This window comes from Bradyrhizobium iriomotense (genome assembly GCF_018130765.1).
GTDB classification, from domain to species: domain Bacteria; phylum Pseudomonadota; class Alphaproteobacteria; order Rhizobiales; family Xanthobacteraceae; genus Bradyrhizobium; species Bradyrhizobium iriomotense_A.
Window position 1 is genome coordinate 1 of the sequence record NZ_JAFCJZ010000042.1, and the last position, 24,386, is coordinate 24,386.

At 65.3% G+C, this 24,386-nt stretch carries 20 protein-coding genes; 4 read left to right on the plus strand and 16 right to left on the minus strand.

Going from position 1 to position 24,386, the window contains the following annotated elements:
• Positions 1–112: 112 nt before the first annotated feature.
• Positions 113–1,480: an MmgE/PrpD family protein gene (locus tag JQ635_RS38200; RefSeq protein WP_211414917.1), complete on the minus strand. Its 1,368-nt coding sequence runs from the start codon at positions 1,478–1,480 to the stop codon at positions 113–115.
• A gap of 117 nt (positions 1,481–1,597) precedes the next feature.
• Here JQ635_RS38200 and JQ635_RS38205 point away from each other — a divergent pair, with 117 nt between their 5' ends.
• Entirely contained in the window at positions 1,598–2,713 is a 1,116-nt protein-coding gene (locus tag JQ635_RS38205; protein ID WP_211414918.1) for an FUSC family protein, read from the plus strand.
• 1 nt (position 2,714) lies between these two features.
• Here the strand turns inward: JQ635_RS38205 and JQ635_RS38210 are convergent, their stop codons facing one another.
• The 15 genes from JQ635_RS38210 to rpsT all read right to left on the minus strand — a co-directional run bounded on the left by JQ635_RS38210 (position 2,715) and on the right by rpsT (position 21,678).
• On the minus strand, positions 2,715–3,365 hold the full coding sequence (locus tag JQ635_RS38210; protein WP_211414919.1) for a 2-hydroxychromene-2-carboxylate isomerase: 651 nt from the start codon (positions 3,363–3,365) through the stop codon (positions 2,715–2,717).
• Positions 3,362–3,850, minus strand: coding sequence for a DUF2867 domain-containing protein (locus JQ635_RS38215; protein WP_211414920.1), 489 nt, complete (start codon positions 3,848–3,850; stop codon positions 3,362–3,364). The genes JQ635_RS38210 and JQ635_RS38215 overlap by 4 nt, the downstream gene beginning before the upstream one ends.
• Positions 3,847–5,241, minus strand: coding sequence for an MATE family efflux transporter (locus JQ635_RS38220; RefSeq protein WP_211414921.1), 1,395 nt, complete (start codon positions 5,239–5,241; stop codon positions 3,847–3,849). Before JQ635_RS38220 ends, JQ635_RS38215 begins: the two co-directional genes overlap by 4 nt.
• A 218-nt stretch (positions 5,242–5,459) precedes the next feature.
• A complete protein-coding gene (murA, locus tag JQ635_RS38225) occupies positions 5,460–6,755 on the minus strand; it encodes a UDP-N-acetylglucosamine 1-carboxyvinyltransferase (RefSeq protein ID WP_211414922.1) in 1,296 nt (431 codons plus the stop codon).
• Positions 6,756–6,893: 138 nt separating this feature from the next.
• Positions 6,894–7,361 (minus strand): hypothetical protein, encoded by a 468-nt coding sequence (locus JQ635_RS38230; RefSeq protein ID WP_211414923.1) that lies wholly within the window; start codon positions 7,359–7,361, stop codon positions 6,894–6,896.
• Positions 7,362–7,493: 132 nt separating this feature from the next.
• A complete protein-coding gene (locus JQ635_RS38235; protein WP_211414924.1) occupies positions 7,494–8,255 on the minus strand; it encodes a phospholipid scramblase-related protein in 762 nt (253 codons plus the stop codon).
• 475 nt (positions 8,256–8,730) lie between these two features.
• Positions 8,731–11,166, minus strand: a complete 2,436-nt coding sequence (gene gyrB, locus JQ635_RS38240; protein WP_211414925.1) for a DNA topoisomerase (ATP-hydrolyzing) subunit B — start codon at positions 11,164–11,166, stop codon at positions 8,731–8,733.
• A gap of 282 nt (positions 11,167–11,448) precedes the next feature.
• Positions 11,449–12,132, minus strand: coding sequence for a hypothetical protein (locus tag JQ635_RS38245; RefSeq protein ID WP_211414926.1), 684 nt, complete (start codon positions 12,130–12,132; stop codon positions 11,449–11,451).
• Between the two features lie 140 nt (positions 12,133–12,272).
• A complete protein-coding gene (locus JQ635_RS38250) occupies positions 12,273–14,438 on the minus strand; it encodes a hypothetical protein (RefSeq protein ID WP_211414927.1) in 2,166 nt (721 codons plus the stop codon).
• A 159-nt stretch (positions 14,439–14,597) separates the two neighbouring features.
• Positions 14,598–15,341: a hypothetical protein gene (locus JQ635_RS38255; protein ID WP_211414928.1), complete on the minus strand. Its 744-nt coding sequence runs from the start codon at positions 15,339–15,341 to the stop codon at positions 14,598–14,600.
• 119 nt (positions 15,342–15,460) lie between these two features.
• On the minus strand, positions 15,461–16,600 hold the full coding sequence (gene recF / locus JQ635_RS38260; RefSeq protein ID WP_211414929.1) for a DNA replication/repair protein RecF: 1,140 nt from the start codon (positions 16,598–16,600) through the stop codon (positions 15,461–15,463).
• 89 nt (positions 16,601–16,689) lie between these two features.
• Positions 16,690–17,055 carry an endonuclease domain-containing protein gene (locus JQ635_RS38265; RefSeq protein ID WP_211414930.1) on the minus strand — a complete coding sequence of 122 codons (366 nt, stop codon included), beginning with the start codon at positions 17,053–17,055 and terminating at the stop codon, positions 16,690–16,692.
• Between the two features lie 248 nt (positions 17,056–17,303).
• The gene (dnaN, locus tag JQ635_RS38270) at positions 17,304–18,422 is read right to left on the minus strand and encodes a DNA polymerase III subunit beta (protein ID WP_211414931.1); all 1,119 of its coding nucleotides are present in this window, start codon (positions 18,420–18,422) and stop codon (positions 17,304–17,306) included.
• A 284-nt stretch (positions 18,423–18,706) separates the two neighbouring features.
• Positions 18,707–20,119, minus strand: coding sequence for a chromosomal replication initiator protein DnaA (gene dnaA / locus JQ635_RS38275; protein ID WP_211414932.1), 1,413 nt, complete (start codon positions 20,117–20,119; stop codon positions 18,707–18,709).
• Between the two features lie 1,292 nt (positions 20,120–21,411).
• On the minus strand, positions 21,412–21,678 hold the full coding sequence (gene rpsT / locus JQ635_RS38280; protein WP_027563963.1) for a 30S ribosomal protein S20: 267 nt from the start codon (positions 21,676–21,678) through the stop codon (positions 21,412–21,414).
• Between the two features lie 360 nt (positions 21,679–22,038).
• Between rpsT and JQ635_RS38285 the strand changes: the two genes are divergently transcribed.
• The 3 genes from JQ635_RS38285 to JQ635_RS38295 form a co-directional block, all read left to right on the plus strand.
• Positions 22,039–22,356 (plus strand): hypothetical protein, encoded by a 318-nt coding sequence (locus JQ635_RS38285; protein ID WP_211414933.1) that lies wholly within the window; start codon positions 22,039–22,041, stop codon positions 22,354–22,356.
• Positions 22,357–22,548: 192 nt separating this feature from the next.
• Complete coding sequence (gene msrA, locus JQ635_RS38290) at positions 22,549–23,205, plus strand: peptide-methionine (S)-S-oxide reductase MsrA (RefSeq protein ID WP_211414934.1); 657 nt, start codon at positions 22,549–22,551, stop codon at positions 23,203–23,205.
• Positions 23,206–23,349: 144 nt separating this feature from the next.
• Positions 23,350–24,386, plus strand: a 1,037-nt coding sequence (locus tag JQ635_RS38295; RefSeq protein WP_211414935.1) for an ISAs1 family transposase, incomplete at its 3' end; no start/stop codon positions are given.

Consider the following 24,386-nt stretch of genomic DNA (forward strand, 5'->3'; position numbering starts at 1 on the left):
GGCCGGCAATGGCCCTGACCGCGCCCCTCTCTCCGAACGTCCTCAGCCTCAAAAGCCGATAACGCAACAGGCCCACAAGGGGAGAGGGGAAGTGGGGCCGCGGCTCTAGCTCCTACCTCCCCAATTCCGTCGCCTTGGCCACGCGGTCGAATCGCTCCAGCGTCATGATCGCATCGGCAAACTTCTCCGCCCGTGCGTTCAGCACCGGCCGTGCCAGCGTCAGGAATTTCTGCTGCATGGCCTGCGCATCCGGGAACGACGTCGGCTCGCCGGAAGGATCCGCATAGAGCCGCTCATGCACGCCGTCGTCCGTGGTGATGCTGACGCGCGCGCCGAAGGGATGGGTGCGGCCGACCTCGAGGCGATCGTCCTGCACCACGTCGAACTTGTCGGCGAGCGCGTCGATGGCGGCGTCCCCAAGGCGGTTATAGTCGTCCCAGCCGAACGAGCCCTGGTCGAGCGCAAGCGCGCCGGTGAAGAACATCGAGAACTGGCCGCCGACGATCGAGCGCGGGTGCCGCTTGGTCTCGGCGTCGCCGGTCAGCGTGATGCCGTTGCGATGCAGGCCGATCTCGACGCGCTTGACCTGGTCGGGCGTCAGATTGTGCTCGCGCCGCATCGCGATCAGCGCGTCGATCGCGGCATGGGTGTAGCGGCAGCTCGGATAAGGCTTCACGCCGATCTTCATGGTCTCGTAGGTCTTGCCGAGCTCGGCGACCGCCTTGTCCGGATGCGCGTCGTCGGTGTAGCCGGCGAGCAGGCCGTGCTTGCCCTCGACCGATTCGGTCGCGCCGACGAAATCGTTGCGCGCCAGCGTTGCGGCGATCACGCCGTTCATCGCGGCGGCGCCAACCTGATAACGCTTGTTCCAGGCGCCGTTCACCAGGAACTGCAGCGAACCCGCGGCCTGGCTGCCGGAGACGCCGAACGCGGCGATCAGCTGCTTCTCGTTGAGGCCGAACAGCTTGCCGGCCGCGGCGGCGGCGCCATAGGTGCCGGCGGTCGCGGTCGGGTGGAAGCCTCGCGCATAATGCGAGGTCGGGTCGAGCGCATTGCCGAGCCGGCAGCAGACCTCATAGCCCGCGACGATCGCAGTGAGCACGTCGCGGCCCGACGCGCCGACCATCTCGCCGACGGCGAAGGCGGCGGGAACCACCGGCGCGCTCGGATGCAGAGAGGAATCGGCGTGGGTGTCGTCGAAGTCGAGGGAATGGCCGAGCGCGCCGTTGAGGAGAGCCGCAACCGCCGGCGTCCAGGTCTTGGCATCGCCGAACACGGTGGACTCGCCTTTGGTGTCGAGCGCCAGCGCCTCCAGCATTTTCAGTATCGACGGGGTCGATTCCGCCTCGCGCCGGGCCCGGATCGCGCTGCCGAGGAAATCCAGCGTCAGCACCTTTGCGCGCTCCAGCACCTCCGCCGGAATATCCTGGTACTTCAGATTGAAGACATAGGCGGCGAGCGTTGCGGTTTCGTGGGCCATCGTGTTTCCTCGTTTTGGCCGGCAAGTTAGGCGGGCTGATTTGGCCTTTCAAGCGGGCTTGGGGTTGCGGGCATCAGCTATGCTTTTGTCTGGCTCGAGAGGATCGGGATATTCCGTATGACGCGCGCAAAGCACCTGTTTGAGCGGATCCGGGCGCGGCGGACGCAACTGGGGCTGGCGATCCGGGTCACGGTGGCCGCGACCGCGGCCTATGCCATCGCCACCGCGCTGCATCTGCTGCTGCCGCTCTGGGCGGTCCTGACTTCGCTGATCGTGACCCAGATGAGCGTCGGCCGCTCGCTGAAGGCGACGCGCGACTACATGCTCGGCACCATCGGCGGTGCGATCTACGGCGGCGCCATCGCGATCCTGATTCCCTATTCAAGCGAGGCGGGCCTGCTCGGCCTGCTCGTGCTCTCGGTCGCCCCGCTCGCCTTCATCGCCGCGATCAATCCGAGCCTGAGCGCCGCCACGGTCACCGCCGTGATCGTGCTGCTGGTTCCGACCATGCATCATTCCGATCCCATGACCTCGGCGATCGACCGCGTGAGCGAGGTCGGTGTCGGTGCCATCACGGGCCTGCTGGTCTCGTTCCTGGTGCTGCCCTCGCGCGCGGTGCGGCAGATCCGTGCCGCCGCCGCGCAGTTGCTCGAGCTGATCGCCGACGCCTTCACCGAACTGCTCGCGGGCCTCACGCGCGGCCGCGACAACGACGCGCTGCACCTGATCCAGGATGGCATCGGCACCGCGATGGTCGGCCTGAATGCCACCGGTGCCGAGGCCGAGCGCGAGCGCGCGGCGCGGCTGTCGAGCGGGCCCGACACCGGCCCGCTGCTGCGCACCGTCCTGCGGCTGCGCCACGACGTCGTAATGATCGGCCGCGCCACGGTGGTACCGTTGCCGGTCGAGGTGCAGATGCGGCTTGCAGCTCCCTTGAATGAGGTCTCGACCGTGATCGCGCGCTTCCTGCGCTCGGCCGCCGCCGCCTTGCGCGAGGGCGCCGGTGCGCCGCCGATCCATCCCGTGCATGTCGCGCTTCAGCATTACGCCGAGGCGGTCGCCGCCGTGCGCCAGGACGGCCTGCTCCGCGGCCATCCCGGCGACACCGCCGAGCGCTTCTTCGCGCTCGGCTTCTCCTTGGAGCAGATGCACCAGAATCTCTGCGACCTCGACCGCGTCGTCGGCGAATGGTCGGAGGTAGCAAGCGGCAAGTCGGTTCGGGTTGCGGAGTGAGCTACCGCTTCGTCAGCCCCTTGCCTTGCATGCGCCAGAGCAGCAGATCGATGCGGTCCTGGCCGAAGAACGGCTCGTTCTCGAACACGAAGGTCGGCACGCCCCAATGGCCTGATGCGGCGTGGTCCTTCTCGTTCTCCGCGATCACCTGCTCGTAGCGATCCGGATCAGCGGTGATCGCTGCATCCATCGCGGCGAGATCGAAGCCGGCCGTCTCGGCCGCGCGCGCGAGATGATCGCCTTCGTTCCATCCCGAGACCGAACCGTCCCACAGCACGCGCGCGATCGCGTCTGTGAAGGCGAGCGAGCGTCCTTCGAGCTGCGCCATGGCGCCCAGCCGGGTCAGGCGGTGGATGTAGGGCTGTTCGGCCGCGACATCGAGCGTCATCATGTCCTGCACGATCGGATCGGGCCGGGGAAAGCGGAACGGAATGCCCTCGTGCTGCGCCACGCGCGTGCTGTCGAGCACGATGTAGCGAATGAAGTTCGGACTGGCCTTCTTGAAGAATCCGGGCACGCGGACCGCGAGCGGATAGACCGGCCGCAAATTGACCGCGAGGTCGTACTCCGCGACCAGCTTCAGTGTCTTGGGCAGGGCCAGATAGCTGAAGGGACTGCGGTAGGAGTAGAAGAGGTCGACGGACAGCGTCATAGGGCCGGCTCCGCGATCTGTCCCATCATGCTGCGGACCACGAGCTTGTGGAAGGGCATGATGAGGGTGAGGTAGGTGCGGCCGAGCAGATTGTGCGTGCGCACCAGCGTGGTCGAGGTCACCTGGCGGCTCGCGGCATCGCCGGCCACGTCGACGACGATGCGGAAGTCGAGGTGAGAATCGTTGAAGCCGGCGACCAGCCGCTCCGGCGTCTCGCTCACCACCGGAAACAGGCCGATCAGGCCGTGCGGCGCCGGCGCGCCTTCGCCCGATGTCTTCAGCCCGAACGGCGTCACCAGAATGTTGCGCAGGCGCAGCAGCACGTCGATCCAGCGCGGTCCGTGCAGCACCATGCGGACGCAGGCCTCGCGCGCATCGATCCTCGCCGCACCGACCTCTACGCGAAACGCGTCGATGAATTGTGCGCCCGCCAGCACCGCGCCGGCGTCGACATTGGGGGTGACTTCGCGGACCGTCCCGATCATCCCATTAGTTTGCGCGCCAACATCCGGAAGCGCAAGATCAGGAGGCCGGCATAGACGAAGGTGCCGACCGAGAAGCCGATCCAGACTCCGACCGCGCCCAGCCCCGTGTGGAAAGCCAGCACCCAGGCGATCGGAAAGGCGACGCACCAATAGCCGATCGCCGCGAACACCAGCGTCATCCTGGTGTCATTGATGCCGCGCAGCGCACCGCCCATGATGGTCTGCAGGCCGTCGGCAATGAAGAAGCTCGCGCCGACCAGCAGCAGCGTTGCCGTCAGCTCGACCGTTGCCGCGTTGGCCTCGCTACGACCGAAGAACAGTCGCCCGAGCTCGTAGCGACCGAGAATGATCGCGACGGTCAGGGCGGAGACGAACGCGATCCCGAGCACCGCTGCGACGAGCCCTGCGCGCCTCACCGCGACCATGTCGTCGCGTCCGAAGGCATGGCCGACGCGCACCGTGGCCGCCATGCCGATGCCCAGCGGGACCATGAACAGCACGGCGGTGACCTGCAGCGCGATCTGGTGCGCTGCGAGCGCCGTGGTCGAGATCAGCCCCATCAGCAGCGCGGCGGAGGAGAACAGGCCATATTCCAGCAGCAGGGAAAACGAGATCGGCGCGCCGACCGCGATGAGCTGCCGCATCAAGGGCCAGTCGATCCGCCAGAGATGGGCGAGGGGATGATAATCGGCGAACGGTTTGCGCAGCCCTGCGATGGCGAGCGTTGCGAGGAAGGTGCCGAGATTGACCAGCGTGGTCGCCAGGCCCGCGCCGAACAGGCCGAGCTCCGGCAACCCGAACCGGCCGTGGATCAAGGCGTAGACCAGCGCGGCATTGATCGGGATCGCCGCGACCGTGATCCACAGCGGCGCCTGCGGCCGGTTCACCGCGCTCATCATGCTGCGCAGCGCGATGAAGCCGAGCGCCGGCGCGATGCCCCAGGCGAGTCCATTCAGATAGCGCTGGGCGAGCGCGGCGGACTGCGGCATCTGGCCGAGCGCGAGCAGGATCTGCTCGCCATAGAGCGGCGAAGCCATCATCGGCAGCGAGATCAGCAGCGCGACCCACAATCCGACGCGCAGCGAGCGGCGGATCCGCCTGACATCGCCGGCGCCGAACGCCTGCGCGGCCAGCGGCGACACCGCGGACATCAGTCCGAGCCCGAAGGTGAAGCTGACGAAATAGACCGTATGCGCCAGCGCCGCGGCGGCCACCGCATCCTCGCCGAGCCGCCCGATCAGCGCGAGATCGGTCGTGATCATCGCGATCTGCCCGAGCTGCGTCAGCATCATCGGCACGGCCAGCCGCAGCGTCTCGCCGAACTCGTCAGCGAGATGGCCTTGCGGCACGCCGGCTTGCGGCTGCGCACGATGTTGGACGGTGTCGAGCATGGCGGCCTATTAGCACAGCCACACGTCGAAAACATGGCTCAGGAGCAGGATGCCTCTTCACCCTCTCCCCTTGCGGGAGAGGGTGGCTCGCCGCGTAGCGGCGAGACGGGTGAGGGGTCTCTATCCGCGAATCCAACTCTTACCGAATGCGCGGAGGCATACCCCTCATCCGGCGCTTCGCGCCACCTTCTCCCACAGGGGGGGAAGGAAGAAGAGTCCTAGCTCTTCCTTTCAGGCACGCGCTTGATCTTGGCACCCAGCGCATTCAGCCGTTCCTCGATGCGCTCATAGCCGCGCTCGATCTGGTCGGCGTTGTTGATCGTGGACGTGCCTTCGGCACACACTGCGGCCAGCAGCATCGCCATGCCGGCGCGGATGTCGGGCGAGGTCATCGGCGCGCCGCGCAGGCGGCTGGGGCCGGCGATGATGGCGCGATGAGGATCGCAGAGGACAATACGTGCGCCCATCGTGATCAGCTTGTCGACGAAGAACATCCGCGATTCGAACATCTTCTCGAACATCAGGATCACGCCCTCGCATTGCGTGGCGGTGACGATCGCGATCGACATCAAATCAGCCGGGAAGGCCGGCCAGGGCTGGTCCTCAAGCTTCGGCACATGGCCGCCGAAATCGTCCTGGATCTTCAATGTCTGGTTGGAGGGCACGATGAGGTCGTCGCCCTCGACCCGGCAGACGATGCCGAGCCGCTCAAAACCCATGCGGATCGAGCGCAGATGCTCGACGCCTGATCGCACGATGCGCAAGGGAGAGCGGGTCACGGCGGCAAGGCCGATCAGCGAGCCGACCTCGATATGGTCGGGCTGGATCCGGTAGGTCGTTTCCCCCAGCGTCGCCGGCCCATGGATGATCATGGTGTTGGTGCCGATGCCCTCGATTCTCGCGCCGAGCGCGACCAGGAAGTTGGCGAGGTCCTGCACATGCGGCTCGGAGGCCGCGTTGCGCAAATATGTGACGCCGTCGGCGGCGACCGCCGCCACCAGCGCGTTCTCGGTCGCGGTGACGCTCGGCTCGTCCAGGAACACGTCGGCCCCGGCGAGCTTGGCCGCGCGGAATTCGAGCCGGTCGGTCGCGGTGACCTTCGCGCCGAGCTGTTCGAGCGCCAGCACATGGGTGTCGAGCCGGCGCCGGCCGATGACGTCGCCGCCGGGCGGCGGCAGCATCACCTCGCCGCAGCGGGCGAGCAGGGGACCGGCGAGCAGGATCGAGGCGCGGATGCGCACGCACAGCTCGGGGTCGAGGTCGGCGGCGCGGATGCTCTTGGCGTGGATGTGAAGCGTGTTGCGGGCCGTCCATTCCGCGGACGCGCCGACCGAGCGGATCAGCTCGACCAACGTCTCGGTGTCGCGGATCCGCGGCACGTTCTCCAGCGTCACCGGATGCTCGGTGAGCAGGGCGGCGGCGATGATCGGCAGCGCCGAATTCTTGTTGCCGGACGGCTCGATCGAGCCCGAGAGCCGGTGACCGCCCTCGACGATGTACTGAATGGGCGCCAAATGGATTCTCGCTGTCCTGATGGGGTGGGGCGGGCCTGTTTCGGGCGGAAACTACAGAGATTTGAGCAGGGGAGCAATTCTGCACTTGTCGCGGCGGAACGCCACGCATCGGCCGAAGAAGCCCTTTCGAACCGGCGTTTAGAACAGACCGATGATATTCGCCACCACATAAAGGATGACGATCAGCATCAGCACGCCCATGGCCAGGAAGGAGATTCCGACGGCAATGGCGCCCGCCCCAAGTGCGGCCGCGACGCCTGCCAGGAGCCTCTCCTCGCGAAACACGAGGGCCAGGACCGAGAGCAGGATGGCAAGCAGGCCGAGCGAGATCGCACCGATCGAGGACGCCTCCCGCAGCTGACTCCCGGTCGACTTCTCCCTTGGCGGGGCCTGGTACTCGACGCCCTTGACCCGCGCGATCAGGCGATCCTTCAGGCGATGGCCGGTATCGACGATCAGCTTGTCCGCCGGCGGTGGCGGGTAGATCACCGGGATGACCCAATGCGGCAACACGGCCGCGATCAGCGCCAGCACACCGACGATGCTGCCGATCACGCCGAGACGGCGGGAGGGGAGGGCAGGGCTGGCAGTTGCGGAGGCGGTCATGGCGTGGCGATGTCCCGGCCGGAATTGGCCGCTGGGTTCATGCCATTTGGTCGTGATGGCGGAGGGTGAGGTTCAGGAGGCTACGGCTCCAGCCCGCGAGGGGGCTCGGTGCTGGAGAGATTACATCGCGCTTCAATTGCGGAACAAATTGATTGCGCCGCCCTCGCCTTTGACTTCGAAATACATGAGATCGATGTAGATCGCAGCCGCAAGAACCAGCGCTCGTTCATCTTCTGTCAGGCCGCGTTCTAAATACTCCACCAGAAAATTATCGCGGTCGGTGAACAGTTCGGCGCCGAGGCCGGACCATTTTTTCGCAACGCGCGCGTGCTCTCGTCCTCCGCGCATAAACGGAAAGGTCCATACGCGCCAAAATGGCGAACTGACTTCGAGCACGACTCTCCCCTGCGCGTCGTGCACATGGAAGACCTTGGTGAGAATCGAAAACTGGCGCTCGATGGTCCCAATGAGGCGGCCGTCGCGCGAACGCAGCTCCAGACACTGAAAGAACCAGCGGAAGGGATGAATCCCCCGCATGACCGGTTGTCTGGTGTTGTCGAAAAAATGAACTTCAAAGGAGCGCCAATGCCCAAATGCCTGGCGCCACAAGAAACCAAGAATTCCCTTCTGCTGTTCAGCCGCATAGAGCAGGTCGCGGCCATTTTCATCGCGGATGCGATATTTGTTGCGGGTTTCGAAGCCGAAGAGTTCGGCCATTTCGAACACCTGCTGCACGTACATTCGGCGCTGCTCAGCTAAAATCGCTGACATTTCGGTCGGGCCTTTTCCAGGATTTGCCTTCAGGTCCATCGCGCCGGCTCTCACTACGGCTCCGGCGCTCTCGTCCAGCGAGCTGAGTGAAATTCGCGTCGACAGCGCGGCAGATGGGGTCATGCCACTTCGTCGCGATTGCGGGGGGTGAGGTTCAGGGGGGCGGTGTCGCCACGAAGGCAGGTGCGCTCCCTCCCCCGCCTGCGGGCAGGGCTATCGCATATGGCGTGCGCGATGCTGCGGCATCGGCACTGGGCTCCCTCTCCCGCTTGCGGGGGAGGGCTGGGGTGGGGGTGTCTCCGCGTCGGGATTGTCGAGGATTGCGGAGGATATCCCTGCGTGGCGAGAGCCCTCACCCGCCGCGCTCTGCGAGCGCGGCGGCCTCTCCCGCAAGCGGGAGAGGCGGAGCAAGCCCGCGGACAATCCTCGTGAAATCCATATGCGATTGCCCCGCGCTTACGGGGGAGGGGGTGTCGCCGCAACGGGACAATCCCCAAGCGGAGAAAGCCCTCACCCGCGCCTTCGGCGCGACCTCTCCCGCAAGCGGGAGAGGTTACAGCGAGTGCGCGGCTAGAGCGCGTCCAAAGCCAACCCGGCCTCAAATATCGATCGTCGCGCTGAGCGAATGTTCCTGGATGAAATCGCGGCGCGGCTCGACCACGTCGCCCATCAGCTTGGTGAAGATGTCGTCGGCCTCGTCGACCTCCTTGACCTTCACCTGGAGCAGCGAGCGCACCTCGGTGTCGAGCGTGGTCTCCCAGAGCTGCTCCGGATTCATCTCGCCGAGGCCTTTGTATCGCTGCAGCGTGATGCCCTTGCGCCCCGAGTCGGTGACCGCCTCGAACAGGTCGGACGGGCCGTGGACCACGTGCTCGCTGTCCTTGCGCCGCAGCTTGCCGGAGCGCGCGTAGACGTCCTGAAGCTTGGTCGTGTACTCGTCGAGCTTGCGGGCCTCGGCGGAGCCGAGCAGTGCATCGTCGATCATGGCCGCTTCCTTGACGCCGCGCACGGTGCGCTCGAACAGGAAACCCTGACCCTCGACGAATTGGCCCACCCAGCCGCGTTCGACCTCCTCGGCCTGGTTATCCAGCCGGCTCGCGATGTATTGCGCGGCCGTGGCCGCGTTCTCGGGATTGCCGTAGATCGACTTGTTGAGCACGCCGGTGATGGCGGCTTGCTCGACCACCCTGCGGTTATAGCGGCTGTGCAGATTGCGCAGGATGCTACGGACCACGCGGGCGTCGTCGACCAGCGCGCGCAAATCGCGGCCGGACCGGTCGCCGCCGGTACCGGGGATGTACACGCAATCATCGAGGCCGGCGTCGATCAGATAATCTTCCAGCGCCCGCTCGTCCTTCAGATACTGCTCGGACTTGCCGCGTGAGACCTTATAGAGCGGTGGCTGGGCGATATAGAGATAGCCGCCGTCGATGATGTCGCGCATCTGCCGGTAGAAGAAGGTGAGCAGCAGGGTGCGGATGTGAGCGCCGTCGACGTCGGCGTCCGTCATCACGATGATCTTGTGATAGCGCAGCTTCTCGACCGAGAAGTCGTCGCTGATGCCGGTGCCGAGCGCGGTGATCAGCGTGCCGATCTGCTCGGATGACAGCATCTTGTCGGGGCGGACGCGTTCGACGTTCAAGATCTTGCCGCGGAGCGGCAAGACGGCCTGGAATTCGCGGTTGCGGCCCTGCTTGGCGCTGCCTCCTGCCGAGTCACCCTCGACGATGAAGAGTTCTGACTTGGCCGGATCCTTTTCCTGGCAGTCGGCGAGCTTGCCGGGCAGCGAGGAGACCGAGAGCGGGCTCTTGCGCGTCAGCTCGCGCGCCTTTCGCGCAGCCTCGCGGGCCGCCGCGGCCTGGATCACCTTGCCGACGATCATCTTGGCTTCGCTCGGATGCTCCTCGAACCAAGCCTGGAGCGCCTCGTTGAGGACGTTCTCGACCACGGGGCGCACTTCCGAGGACACCAGCTTGTCCTTGGTCTGCGACGAGAATTTTGGATCGGGCACCTTCACCGACAGCACGGCGGTGAGGCCTTCGCGGCAGTCGTCGCCGGTCAGCGCGATCTTTTCCTTTTTCGCATTGGCCTCGGCATAGCCGTTGACCTGGCGCGTCAGCGCGCCGCGGAAACCGGCGAGATGGGTGCCGCCGTCACGCTGCGGGATGTTGTTGGTGAAGCACAGCACGTTCTCGTGGTAGCTGTCGTTCCACCACAAAGCGGCCTCGACGCCGATGCCGTTGGCTTCCGAGCGCACCATGATCGGCGTCGGCACCAGCGCCTTCTTGTTGCGGTCGAGATATTTGACGAACTCCTCGACGCCGCCGGAATAGTGCATCTCCTCGCGCTTCTCGACCGCGTGACGCATGTCGGAGAGGGCGATGTTGACGCCGGAATTGAGGAAGGCGAGCTCGCGCAGGCGATGCTCGAGCGTGGCGAAATCATATTCGATGTTCTTGAACGTCTCGGTCGAGGCGAGGAACGTCACCTCGGTGCCGCGCCGGCCCGGCGCGTCGCCGACGACCTTCAGCGGTGCCACGGCATCGCCATGGGCGAACTCGATATAGTGCTCCTTGTCGTCGCGCCAGATGCGCAAGCCGAGCTTGCTCGACAGCGCGTTGACGACGGAGACGCCGACGCCATGCAGGCCGCCGGAAACCTTGTACGAGTTCTGGTCGAACTTACCGCCGGCGTGGAGCTGGGTCATGATGACCTCGGCTGCCGAGATGCCTTCGCCCTTGTGGATGTCGACGGGAATGCCGCGGCCGTCATCGCGCACGGTGACGGAATTGTCGGCGTTGAGCACGACATCGACGCGCGAGGCGTGGCCCGCCAGCGCTTCGTCGATCGCGTTGTCGACGACCTCGTACACCATGTGGTGCAGGCCCGAGCCGTCGTCGGTGTCGCCGATATACATGCCGGGGCGCTTGCGGACGGCATCGAGACCCTTGAGCACGCGGATCGATTCCGCACCGTATTCGCTCGGATTGGAGGGCTCGTTTTCGGCAGCGGGCTGCCGAGCAGGTTCTGTCATGAGAGGCCTTCGAAATGTCGCCCGAATCAGCGGCGCAAAAGGCGCTGATTTGCAGGCTATTTGTGCCATGAAAGACCGCTTGCGCCTAGCGCAAAGTATCCTCCGGCAACCCTTTGAGCAGATAGGGTTTTTCTGCCGGTTTTCAAGGCTTTTGAAGGTCGATTCCGGGGCTCGCCAAAAGCCCGATTCGAGACCCTGTTTTTCGCCCTTGAAGGCGTGGATTTTGCGGGGTGGAGGAGCGTGTTCCGAGGCGCCGTGGCGCCCCGCAACAGGCTACTCGGTTCAGTAGATCTGGGACGGCTTCTTATCGTCGCTGAGGCTCCAGGCCTCGCCCGAGGCCACGGTGACGGTATCGGCGCGCAGCAGAAGGCCCCATGCGCGCAGCTCGTAGGAATACGTGCCGGGCGGCAGATCCAGCGTTTGTGGATGATTTTCGCCGCCCGCGATCCTGATGGTTTGATCGTTGATCACAAGCGAAGCCACGTCTGGCCTTAGATAGCCGAATATCAGCCGCGCTTGTCCTGATATCGGCAGGACATCGGCCTTGGCCGCGGCCTCCGGATTCCTTTGCGCCAGGTTGACCGTGGTCTCGCCCTTGGCGCGGCCAAGCTTCAGGGTGGCCGGGCCCTTTGGGGAGGTGAAGGCGAGTTGCACGCGATCGGCGGCGATCACCGCATCATCCGGCTTCTCCTGCCAGCCGCGCTGTCCGAGCTCTCTGCGGTAGAAGGCGAGCACCTCGCTGAGCTCCGCGGGCACGCGCGCTTCGATCTCGAGCCGGACCGGGGCCTCGGCACCAAGCGCATGCGTGGAGCGGAATTGGCTGAAGCTGCTTTGCTTCGGTGCCGGCATGTCGACGTGGGGATCTGCCGTCAGCGGCTCGTTCGAACAGCCTGCGAGAAGAGCGAGGCCGCACACCAGCAGCCGCCATCGTGCCGGGACCTTCGTCCCGCGCCTTACCGTCGTCATGCCCATTCTCCAGGGATGTCGCGCGTCGTGATCGTCGCGCGATGAGGCGGCTGCGACAGGGTCGCCGCCGCCTCTGGACGTCTAGTCGCCCCACGAACCAGGCAGGTTCAACCTGGCCGTTACAGGCACAGGCGGCGGGCTCAATACATCTGCAGCGACAGCGCATCGCCGGTCGGACCCACCATGAGGCCCCAGGCATCGCCTGCGGCGACCGTGAGGGCCTCGGTATGGGCCGGCCGCCCCGGCATGCGCACCGCGTACTGGTATTTGCCGGGCGGCAGATCGAGCATCGGGCCTTTCGATTGCGGGCCGCCGGCGCCGGCGGCGATCTTGACGGTCTGCTTGTTGATCGTCAGGGACGCTTCCTTGTCGCCCATGTTGCCGAGCATCAGCCTCGCCTTGCCCGGTTTTGGCATGATGTCGGCCTTGGTTGCGGCCTCCGGATTGCGAAGGACGATATTGATCGTGGTGCGGCCTTCCTTCCGGCCAAGCTTGAGCGTCACCGGACCTTCGGGAGAGGCGTAGGCCAGCTCCGCGTGCTCTGCCGCGACGACGGCGCCGTCAGCCTTTTCCTTCCAGCCGAGCCGGGCCGCCTCACTGCGGTAGAAGGCGAGCACGTCAGGAAGTTCCGCAGGAACGACGGCGTCGAGGTCGCGCCGGAATGCCACATCGCTCCCCGGCAGTTTTGCCGCGCCGGCCATGGTCGCGGTGCTTTGCTTCGGCACGGGCAGTGCGGCGTCGGGATCGGCCGTCAGGGGCTCGGCGGACTTGGTTGTCGCTTCCTTGATTGTCGCTTCCTTGGCCGGTGCCGGCTTGGCAGCGGCCATCACCAGGCCCGAGCCGTTGCCTCTGACGCTCACCTTCGGCCCCATCTGCATCACGGTGAAGGAGATCGACTTGCCGCCCTTGGAGAATTCCACCAGGGCCATGTTCTGCTGGTTGATGACCGAAGGCTGTTCCTTCCAGCCGGCAGGTTTCAGCGCCGCGCGGTAGAACGCGGTGAGCGCCTTCACGCTCGACGCGGACGAGAATTCGAGGCTTCCGTTGCTGCCTTCGAACTTCACGCCCTCGGCGTTTTCGGGCAGCGGCACCGGTGTGTTGCTATTCGCCAGCGCGTTCAGCGGCGTATCGGAGAGGTTCGCGGCCTGCGCCTTCCGCCGCGCCTCGTCGGCGGCGATGACCTGCTTGGCCATCGCCTCGGCGTCCTTCATGAATCTTTCGTCCGCCTCCTTCTTCGCCTTGGCGCGGGCGGCAAGGGCGGATTCCTTCACCTGCGCGGTCAGGCTGACCATGGTGAAATCGTATTTGCGGCCGAGCCGCAGCACGCCGGTTTCATCAGTGTTGGAGATCTTGATCGCCACCTCGTCGCCGGGCGCGAGCGGCGCGCTGCCGTCCTCCTGCCAGCCGCGCGCGGCGAGCTCGCGATGATAGAACGCCAGCACCGCGGGCAGCTCGGCCATCGCGGCCGCCGACATCTCGCGCTTGTTGGAGCTTGCGCTGCCGAGACTCTTGGCCGTCTTGGTCGGGCTAGGCCGCGGCAGGCCGGCAAGATCGTCATCGGCCTTGAGCTCGCCGGGCAAGGCGAACGGTGCGACGCGGATGTCGACATTGGTGCGGCCGTCGTCACGGCGCGTCAGCGTCAGCATGACCGGCTTCTGCTTGTAGAAGCCGGTGGCCTCGCTGTCGGGGTGCTCGTAGAACGCGCGCACGCCGTTCGGAACGGTCTCATCCAGGCTGTTCGTCCAGCGCGCGGCCGTTTCCGGCGTGAGCTTGCGCCAGCCGATCGCGTCCATCTCGCTCTTGTAGAAGTCCGATGTTGCCTCGAGCGTTTCAGGCGCGATGCAGCCGAGATAGGGCCGCGTGCCATCGAACATGATGTCGGTCGCGCCATCAGGGAACGGCACGTTGCCGTAGATCCGGTCGTGCGAGTAATAGACCACGGACTGGTCGGGCCGGCCGAGGGCTTGCGTGAAATGAACGGACAGGCCCTGCCGTCCCTTCTTGAAATTCAGCGTGGTGCTCTTCTCTTCCAGCGGCCGCACATAGGGCACCCAGCCGGCCGCGCTGAGAAGCTTCTTCACCGCCGGCGACGTCACGGATTCCGGCGTCGGCATGCGATATTCGACGCGGTAGGGATCGGGGCGCGAATTATCCTCCACCGCGCCTTCGAGCTGCGGCAGCGCGTGGACGTCGACGATGCCGTCGTCGGCGCGCGCCGGCAGTGTAGCGCTCGCCATGAGCAGAAGGCCGCAGGCAAGCAGCCGCCAGCGTGCCGGGACCTGCGTCCCGCGCTTGATCGTCGACATCGTCAAAACTCCTGGATTTCGCGCGGGTCGATCCCTCGCGCAATTGCAGGCTGCGACACCGTCGGCGCGGCCTCAGATGTGAAGTCGCGGCAGGAACCGGGCAGGTTCAACCGGGTACCCTGGTAGCGGGCGCGGAGGGCTGACCGAGCGGAGACAGGCTCAATACAGGTGGAGCGGTGACCACGCGTCGCCCTCGCGTCCGACCGTGAGCTCCCAGGTATCGCCGGCCGCGATGACGAGGGTGTTCGTCTGGGCCGGATGGCCCGGCACGTTCACTTCGTACGGATATTTGCCGGGCGGCAGATCCAGCGCGACCGCGTTGGTGCCGCGGGCGCGCGTGATGGTCCGCGCGTCGATCGTGAGCACGGCGTCCGTCTCGGCGATATTGGAGAACACCACCTTGGCCTGGCCGGGTTCGGGCACGACGTTCGCCCTGGTCGCCGTGTCCGAATTCTTCTGCACGAGCTCGACCGCGGTGCTGCTGTCCTTGCGGTGGAGCTCCAGCCGCGCCGGTCCCAGCGGGGAGGCGAAGGCGAGCTGGACGTGATCGGCGGCGATCACCGCGCCCTCGGGCTTTTCCTTCCAGCCGAGCTTGCCGAGCTCGGTGCGGTAGAAGGCGAGCACGTCGCCGAGATCGGCGGGCACGGTGGCCTCCAGCCGGGTGCGGAGCGGGGCCTCGATGCCGCTCACCACGGTGGTGTGGGTGCCCCTGTAGCTGTAACGGGTCGGCGCCGGCAGCTTGGCTTCCGGATCCGGCGTGAGCGCGGCCGAGAACAGTGCCGGCAGATTCGGCGCCCAGGCGCCGGCGGTCGCCGCGAGCATGCAGATCGCGAGGAAGACGAGGCCGCACGCAAACGCCCGCCATCGTGCCGGGGCGTGCGCCCCGGTCCTTACCGTTCGCATTGTCACTCTCCAAGGGGATCGCGCGCTTCAAGGACGTCGCGATTGCAACGGCTGCGACACCGTCGGCGCGGCCTCTGGCAGCTAGTCGCCGCGGAAAATGAGAGGGTTCAATGCGAAGTCTATCGGCGGGCCGAAACCCGTCCGCTCTCGACGCCAAACACCTCGCCGCCTGCGCCAATCTCGGCAAACGCGGCGGGGTCCGCGCCGGTCAGCCAGACCTGCGCGCCGAGCTTGCGCAGCTCGTCGAACAGCGCGGCGCGGCGGTTCGGATCGAGATGAGCGACGACCTCGTCGAGCAGCAGCAGCGGCACGATGCCGGTCATCTCGGCGACGAGGGTGGCGTGCGCCAGCACGAGGCCGATCAACAGCGCCTTCTGCTCGCCGGTCGAGGCGTCGCGCGCCGGCATGCTCTTCGGCGCGTAGATCACCTGGAGATCGGTGAGATGCGGGCCGTCGGTGGTGCGGCCGGCAATGGCATCGCGCGGACGGTTGTCGCGCAGGATCTGGCGATAGCGGTCCTCGACCGAGGTCGCGGTCTCGGTCAGCAGCGCGTTCTCCATCCAGCCGTCGAGCGCGATCTGTGCCGATGGAAAGGCGGAGGCTTGCGCGCGCGCGTTGAGCATGCCGGTCAGCCTGGCCGCGGTCTGGCCGCGCGTGGCGGCGACCGCGACTGCGAGCTCGGCGGTCTCGCGCTCGATGGCGTCACACCAATGGTCGTCGTAGTTGCGGGTCTCGAGCAGGCGGTTGCGCGAGCGCAGTGAGCGCTCGAGTGCGTTGATGCGGCTGGAATGCTCGTTGTCGATGGCGAGCACCAGGCGGTCGAAGAAGCGCCGCCGCTCGGACGCCGCGCCCATGAACAGCCCGTCCATCGCCGGCGTCAGCCAGACCATGCGGATGTGGTCGCCGAAGGCCGTGGCTGAACTCACCGGTTCGCGGTCGATGCGGCAGCGCCGGCTCACAGTGCTGTCCGCGCGCGGCGGCGCATCGATGCCGGTGCCGAGCGTCGCCAGCCCCAGCGCGCCCTCGACCTGCGCGGAGACCGCCCAGGAGCCGTCGCCCTGGTTGTCGGCGACGTCCTCCAGCGTCGCGCGCCGCAGGCCCCGGCCCGGTGACAGGAACGAGATCGCCTCGATGCAATTGGTCTTGCCCGCCCCGTTCGGCCCGACCAGCGCCACCATGTCAGCCGCCGTCTCGAGCCCCGCCGCCCGATAATTGCGAAAATGCGTCAGCGTCAGGCGATGAATGCGGGAGGGGGTCATGAGTTCTTTGTCATGGACGCGATTCTTCCCCTCTCCCCTTGTGGGAGAGGGTGGCGCCTCACGAAGTGAGGCGACGGGTGAGGGGTATCTTACCGCCCGGCAAGCTTTGCAAGGATATCCTCCAACACAGAGTCGGGTTGCTGTAGCACGTCATTGTTCCAGTAGCGGGCTATCGAGAAGCCTTCAGCAGAAAGTACGGCATCCCGAACGGCATCGCGTTGCGATTCCATGTGCTGACTGCCGTCGATCTCGACCACGAGGCGCTTTGCGAAGCAGACGAAGTCGAGAATGTAGTTCTCGATCGGAACCTGTCGGCGAAATTTGTAGGTCGACGGCCGACGATCTCTCAGGAAACGCCACATCGCTGCTTCCGCATCCGTCGGCTCGTGCCGCATGTTCTTCGCGAACTGGCGAAGATGTCTGGCTGTCGGCCGATGGTGCGGATCTTGCGGCATCGGCGTTCATTCTGAACGTCGTTGGAGCGCGGTGCTTCCACCCTCTCCCCTTGCGGGAGAGGGTGCCGTCGCGAAGCGGCGGCGGGTGAGGGGTTGCCTCCGCATAGAAGGTGCCGCGAGAGGACCCCTCACCCGAGTGAGGTCTTGGTCAATGTCGGAGCTGCCCTCTCCCGCAAGGGGAGAGGGCGCAGTCATGCGCATCGCGTTGGGTACTTGAAGCAGGGCTTGCTGGCGAGGGACCACGCCCCTCACACCCGCATCGGCATCAGCACGTACAGTGCGCTCTTGTCGTCGCGGTCCTGGACCAGGGTGGGCGAGCCGGGGTCGGCGAGCCTGAGCGTTGCGACGTCGCCTTCGATCTGGGCGGCGATGTCGAGCAAATAGCGGGAGTTGAAGCCGATATCGAGGGCGTCGGAGGCGTATTCGACCTCGAGCTCTTCGGTCGCGCTGCCGGAATCCGGGTTGGTCACCGACAGCACCAGCTTGCCCGCCGACAGCGACAGCTTGACCGCGCGTCCGCGTTCGCTCGAAATCGTCGAGACGCGGTCGACCGCGTTCTCAAAATCCTTCTTGTCGACGACCAGCTCCTTGTCGTTGCCTTGCGGGATGACGCGGCCATAATCGGGGAAGGTGCCGTCGATCAGCTTTGAGGTCAGCACGACGTTGCCGATCGTGAAGCGGATCTTGGCCTGCGACAGCTCGATCGTCATCTCGGCGTCGGTGTCCTCGATCAGGCGCTGCACCTCGCCGACGGTCTTGCGCGGCACGATCACGCCGGGCATGCCCTCGGCGCCCTTGGGCTGCACGAGGTCGAGCTGGGCGAGGCGGTGGCCGTCGGTGGCGACGCCGCGCAGGGTCGCAGCCTTCGCAGTGCCGGCGGCATGCAGATAGATGCCGTTGAGATAGTAGCGCGTCTCCTCGGTCGAGATCGCGAACTGGGTGCGGTCGATCAGCCGCTTGACGTCCTTGGCGGCGAGCGAGAACGAGTGCGACATGTCGCCGGCGGCCAGATCCGGGAAATCATTCTCCGGCAGCGTCTGCAGCGTGAAGCGCGAGCGGCCGGCGCGGATCGCCAGCACGGCGCGGTCGCCGTCGGCTTCCAGCACGATCTGCGAGCCGTCAGGCAGCTTGCGCACGATGTCGTAGAACATGTGTGCGGGCACGGTGGTGGAACCGGCGGTCGCGGTTTCCGCCACAAGCGTTTCCGTCACCTCGAGGTCGAGGTCGGTCGCCTTCAGCGACAGTTTGGCGTTCTCGGCCCGCACCAGCACGTTGCCGAGGATCGGGATCGTGTTGCGGCGCTCGACCACGCGGTGGACATGGCCCAGTGACTTCAGGAGTTGCGCGCGTTCGACCGTAACCTTCATTGCACTACTCGCCCGATCCCCAAGGAAAACTCAACGTTGAGAAGGCCGGGCGGCGGGACGCGCGCCACGGCACCGAAGACCCCGAAAAGCCGGGTCATCGAGCCGATATGACCAAAGCCGCCAGGGTCGCGCAAGGTGGCTTGGAAAGCCCGGGGATTCAAGGGATCGGGGGCAGTTCCCCCACGATTAACAGCCCAAAACGCAGGCCGCCGCCGAGGCAAACGAAGGCCGCCGCCCAGGCGCGGCCGGGGCGGCGGGAGAATGGCGGCAGCAGGCCTAGGCCTTTATTCCTGAAGCTGGCGCTTCAGCGACTCCACTTCCTCCGACAGCGCGATGTCCTTGGAGACCAGCGCCTCGATCTTGCGCACGGCGTGCAGCACCGTGGTGTGGTCGCGTCCGCCGAAGCGGCGGCCGATTTCGGGCAGCGAGCGCAGGGTCAGTGTCTTGGCGAGGTACATCGCCACCTGGCGCGGGCGGACCACGTTGGCGGTGCGGCGCGAGGACAAGAGGTCGGAGCGGCTGACATTATACTGCCGTGCCACCACGCGCTGGATGTCCTCGATCTTGATCCGCTTCGGCTCCTGCGGCCGGACCAGGTCGCGCACCTCGCGCTCGGCCATCTCCAGCGTCACCGGCTGGTTGTTGAGCTTGGAATGCGCCAGCAGCCGGTTGATCGCGCCTTCGAGGTCGCGGCCGTTATGGGTGATGGTGCGCGCGAGATAATGCAGCACCTCCTCGGGCACGTCGAAGGTCGCATGATGGGCGCGGGCGGCGGCGACGCGCGACTTGAGAATGCCGTGGCGCAGCTCCTCGCCGAGCGAGCCCATCTCGACCACGAGGCCGCCGGCAAGGCGCGAGCGGACGCGATCGTCGAGGCTCTCGAGATCGGACGGCGGACGGTCGGCCGCGATCACGACCTGGCGGCCGGCATCGATCAGCGCGTTCAGCGTGTGACAGAACTCGGCCTGGGTCGACTTGCCCTGCAGGAACTGCAGATCGTCGATCACGAGCACGTCGATGCCGCGCAGCGCCTCCTTGAAGGCCAGCGCCGTCTGCGTCTTCAGCGCGGCGACGAAGCCGTACATGAATTTTTCCGCCGTGAGATACAGCACCTTGCGCTCGTTGCCGGAATTGCCGGCCCAGGTCACGGCCTGCAACAGATGCGTCTTGCCGAGGCCGACGCCGGCATGGATGTAGAGCGGGTTGAACATGACGGGATCGCCGCGGCGTCCCTCGGCGACCTGGCGCGCGGCCGCATGGGCCAGCGTGTTGGAGCGGCCGACGACGAAGCTCGCAAAGGTCAGGCGCGGATCGAGCGGCGAGCCGCCGAGCGCATCATGATTGGCCGAAACCGGCGCGGTCGCGGTCGAGCGCAACTCCGGCGCGGGGGCGCGGCGCGCCTCGACCGGCGCGGGTGCCTCCTTCGGCTGCACCACCGGGCGCACCGCCGAGCGGACCGTGAGGTCGATGCGATGTACCTCCGGCATCTCGGCCTGCCAGCACGACAGCACGCGCTCGGCATAATGGGCCTGGATCCAGCTCTTCAGGAAGCGGGTCGGCACCGAGAGCCGCACGCTCTCCTCCTGCACGCCTTCGAGATCCATGCGTGCAAACCAGCTGGTGTAGACGTCTTCGCCAACGCTCGAGCGCAGCCGACCCTTCACGCGTGACCAGCGATCCTGTTCCGATGTGTTCATCGTCAAAACTTCTCTTGAGAGCTCAGATTGAATTTGTGAGCGCCATGCAGGGTTCCTGCCGGAATCCCGGAATGGCGCGACCTCGAGCGAGTCCATCGTCAGGCAAGGCTCGACCGTTCGGCGCGCAGCGCCGCGGGTCAGATCAGCGATGTCTTTGATGGAGGGGTCGCGAGGTCAGCGCGTACTCGACGCGCCCGTGCACGTAGGAGGCTGGACGCAGGACGGATCGGAAACGGCATCGTCGAACGATGTAACTTGAGTCAATACCGCATTGAATCCGTAGGACATGATACCCTCCCCGTCCTGCCGTGATCGCTCACGGCAAGGTCCTGCGTAAAAGACAACCGCGCCGTACTCCTGTCGCGGATGCCTGCCCGTCTGCACTAGTCGTCCACTCGGCTTCGCCATCGCGCATGTCGGGGTAGCTGCAAGATGTCTCTCATGTGCGCTTGGCGCGAGCGGGATGCTTGAGATCCCGCTTGGAGACATTCAGACAAAAAGCTACCGTTCCCACATTGCTGTGGGTTTTGAACCGACAATCGCTTGTTGAAGCGTCGCCAACGTGCACACCGCCGCCGATTTGCACGCTCGCCCCGTTTCCGATACCGCGCTGGTCTCAAGATCGTGGGCGCCGCGAACGACTTAAGGAATACACTATGCGGAAAGACTCGCAATCGAATTGATTCAGAGTTGAGACAACTAAAAACTTGACCAGCGTTAACGCCGCGCGGGACTTGTGCACAGGCTCGAGACCAAGAGTTTGAATCAGCGCACAGAATCGAACGACGCGCGCGTCATGTGACAATTCTCCGCCATCGCCAAAAAATTTTTACAAAAGCGTCACGCGTGCGCCGCGCGAGCGAATTTTCCAAATGGTTGTGCACGCTATGTCGATAAGTGATTAGCGAGACACCGTTTTTTGAGTCTCGTTTCGCAGGGTAACCCATCGCGAAACGTGTTCCAGTGAAACTACGGTGTTGAGAACCGTTGCATGCGCGCGAATTCAACTTGCGCCTGCCTCGCAAGGGTTTCTCACAAGGCTCTTTCGCAGCGCAGTGAAAGTTTTCCGCTCCTGCAATATCGCCCGCAGGTAGAATTGCCGAACGCATCATAATGCGGACCACGCAAATCTTCCACGCGGAGATTGCGAGGCGCGTGAATGCTTGCGTGAATATGACAGCCAACAAAAAAGCCCGGCGCGATGCCGGGCTCTTTGTCGTGCTGATCGGATCAACCGATCAGATGATGTCGCAAGCTCACCTGCGAGCTGACTCGCAAGTTTACTTCCAAGCTTACTTGGCGAGCTTGGCGATCTGCGCGGTGAGGCGCGAGACTTTGCGGCTGGCGTTGTTCTTGTGAATGATGTTGCGCTGGGCGGCGCGCATCAGGGCGGGCTCGGCATTCGCCAGCGCCTTCACGGCGGCGGCGCGGTCGCCGGTCGCGATGGCTTCCTCGACAGTGCGCACGGCGCCGCGCATCTGGGTGCGGCGCGACTTGTTGACGGCGGTGCGGCGGGCGATCTTGCGCGTCGCTTTCTTGGCGGAAGTGGTATTGGCCATGGTCTCAATATCCTTTGCGGGTACCGGTCGCGTCTTGGTCGGGTAGCGCCGGCTTGCTTGACCGCGGAATCGACGCTCGGATTTAGGGTGTTCGGTTGCTGGGCCGTTCCCGGAACATGAGGCCTAAACAGCCTGCAACTGCTCAAAGAACAGCGGCGGCAGGATTGCGCCCGCCGCCAGTTGGCGCCCTTATAGAGAGGGTCTGTGGCACCGTCAACGCTTTCCGGGCTGGAAAACCGGCCTCAGGCGGGCCGGACGGGGGCCGTAACGCCCTGAAGAGGTTGAATTTCTGCCGTCCTCCGGCTATTGGCTGGCGGCATTTCCAGGGTCGTCCGATCGGACGACCGTATAGGGTGAGGCATGATCCGCGGCTTTTTCCGACTGATTGGGCTGTTGCTGCTCGCCGGCGGGTTCATCTTCATGGTCTATGACGGCGCCCGCTGGGTGGCCGACCAGACCCTGCGGTTCACCCGGTTCGGCCAATTCTGGAACGACATCAACCAGGCCAGCCAGACGGCGTTCCGGACCTGGGTCGAAGCCAAGGCGCCCTGGCTCTGGACCTCGGTGATCCGCCTCGTGCTGGACCAGCCGGTTTTCGTCGTCCTCGGCATTCTCGGCATCCTGCTGATGGTCCTGTTCCGGCCGCGCAAGCCGCTGATCGGCTATTCCCGGGATTGATCTCCAATTCCCGCCGGGATTGATCTTTCAATTCCCGCCGGGATTGAGGCACCGCACGGAGCGCAGCGTAACAAGGCTGCCCCTTCGCGCGTAAAGACCTATATTCCCACCTGATCGCGAGCACGCCGCCTGAGCGCCTGGCTTAGGACATCTGGACTTGGGCGACGCACGGCTCGTTTCGGAGATCCGATCATGCTGTTCATGCGCAAGACCACCGCATTGCCGAGCGCAGCTGAGGCGCTGCCCGGCCGTGCGCAAGCCATCCCGACTGCGACCACTCATTTCGTCAACGGCAGCAAATTGCAGCCGCCTTATCCCGCCGGCCTCGAGCAGGCGGTGTTCGGGCTCGGCTGCTTCTGGGGCGCTGAGCGCAAATTCTGGGAGCTCGGTGACGGCATCTACACGACCGCCGTCGGCTATGCCGGCGGCCACACGCCGAACCCGACTTATGAAGAAGTCTGCTCGGGCCGCACCGCGCACACCGAGGTGGTGCTGGTCGTGTTCGATCCGAAGAAGATCTCCTACGAGCGCCTGTTGAAGGCGTTCTGGGAGAACCACAACCCGACGCAGGGCATGCGCCAGGGCAACGACGTCGGCACGCAGTACCGAAGCGCGATCTACACTTTCTCGGATGCGCAGAAGAAGGCGGCCGACGACTCGAAGGCGCTCTACCAGAAGGCGCTTGCCACAAAAGGCCTCGGTGCCATCACCACCGAGATCGCGCCGGCCGGCGAGTTCTATTTCGCCGAGGACTATCATCAGCAATATCTGGCGAAGAATCCCGCCGGCTATTGCGGTCTGGGTGGCACCGGCGTGTCCTGCCCGATCGGCGTCGGCGTGAGCGTGTAGTTGTAAGTCGCCGAAGCCTGCTCCGGGCTCGCTGCACCTCCCCCGCTTGCGGGGTAGGGGAATCGCATTTGGCAGTAGAGGGGTGTTGCCAGACGGTTGGAACTGGATTCTTTGGGTGTCTCTCGACTTGCGAGGGAGACCGGAATGCGCAAACTCAAGCGTCTGTTTCGACCGCTCAAGGATCCACGCGCCAGTAACGCCCGCCACGATCTGGTGGAGATCATCGTCATCGCCTTGGCGGCAACGCTGGCCGGCGCCAAGACCTGTACCGAGTTCGAGTTCTTCGGCAAAGGGCGAGAGGAGCTGTTGCGGCGGTTCCTGGAGCTCAGATACGGCATCCCTAGTCACGATACGTTCAGTAACGTCTTCCGTGTTCTGGACCCGAAGGGGCTGGAAGCGGTTTTGCGCAAGTTCAGCAAGAGCTTCGGCGTCAAGGGGGTGGTCAGCATCGACGGCAAGGCGCTGCGCGGAGCCTTCGCGCGGGGTCGGCAGGCCACGCCGCTGCATATGGTCAATGTCTGGGCGGCAGGCACACGCATGGCGCTGGCTCAGAAGAAAGCCCCCAATCGCAACGAGGTTGCCGGGGTTCTCGAAGTCCTCGCTCTGCTTGATCTGGACGGCGCTCTTGTCACCGCCGACGCCTTGCATTGCCGCCCCGACATCGCCCAGGCCATCCGCAGTCGGAAAGGCCACTACGTATTGGCCATCAAGAGCAATCGTGGCCGCCTCTTCAAGGCTGCCAAGGCGCTGCTGGATGCCGCCCGCAAGCCAGCACGAGCGGCCCAGCCAAAGACCTCTGCTCACGATCGCATCGAGCGTCGGCAGGCCATCGTCGCACCAGCGCCAGATCTGGCAAAACAATACGCCTTTCCCGCCATCGCTGCCGTCGGCCGCATCGACAGTTGGCGCGCCAACGCCGGCAAGACTGCCAAGCACACAGCTCGATACTTTCTTGCCTCGCGCCTTCTGCCGGCCAAGAAACTGCTCGAGGTCGTACGCACTCATTGGAGCATCGAGAACAACCTGCACTGGGTTCTCGACGTCCTGTTCGACGAGGACGCCTGCCGCAGCCGCAAGGACCATGCCCCCGAAAATCTCTCCGTCATCCGCAAGCTGGCCATCAATGCCCTGCAAGCCACGCCTGGTCCGGCCCGCATCAGCCACAAAATGCTCCAGGCGAG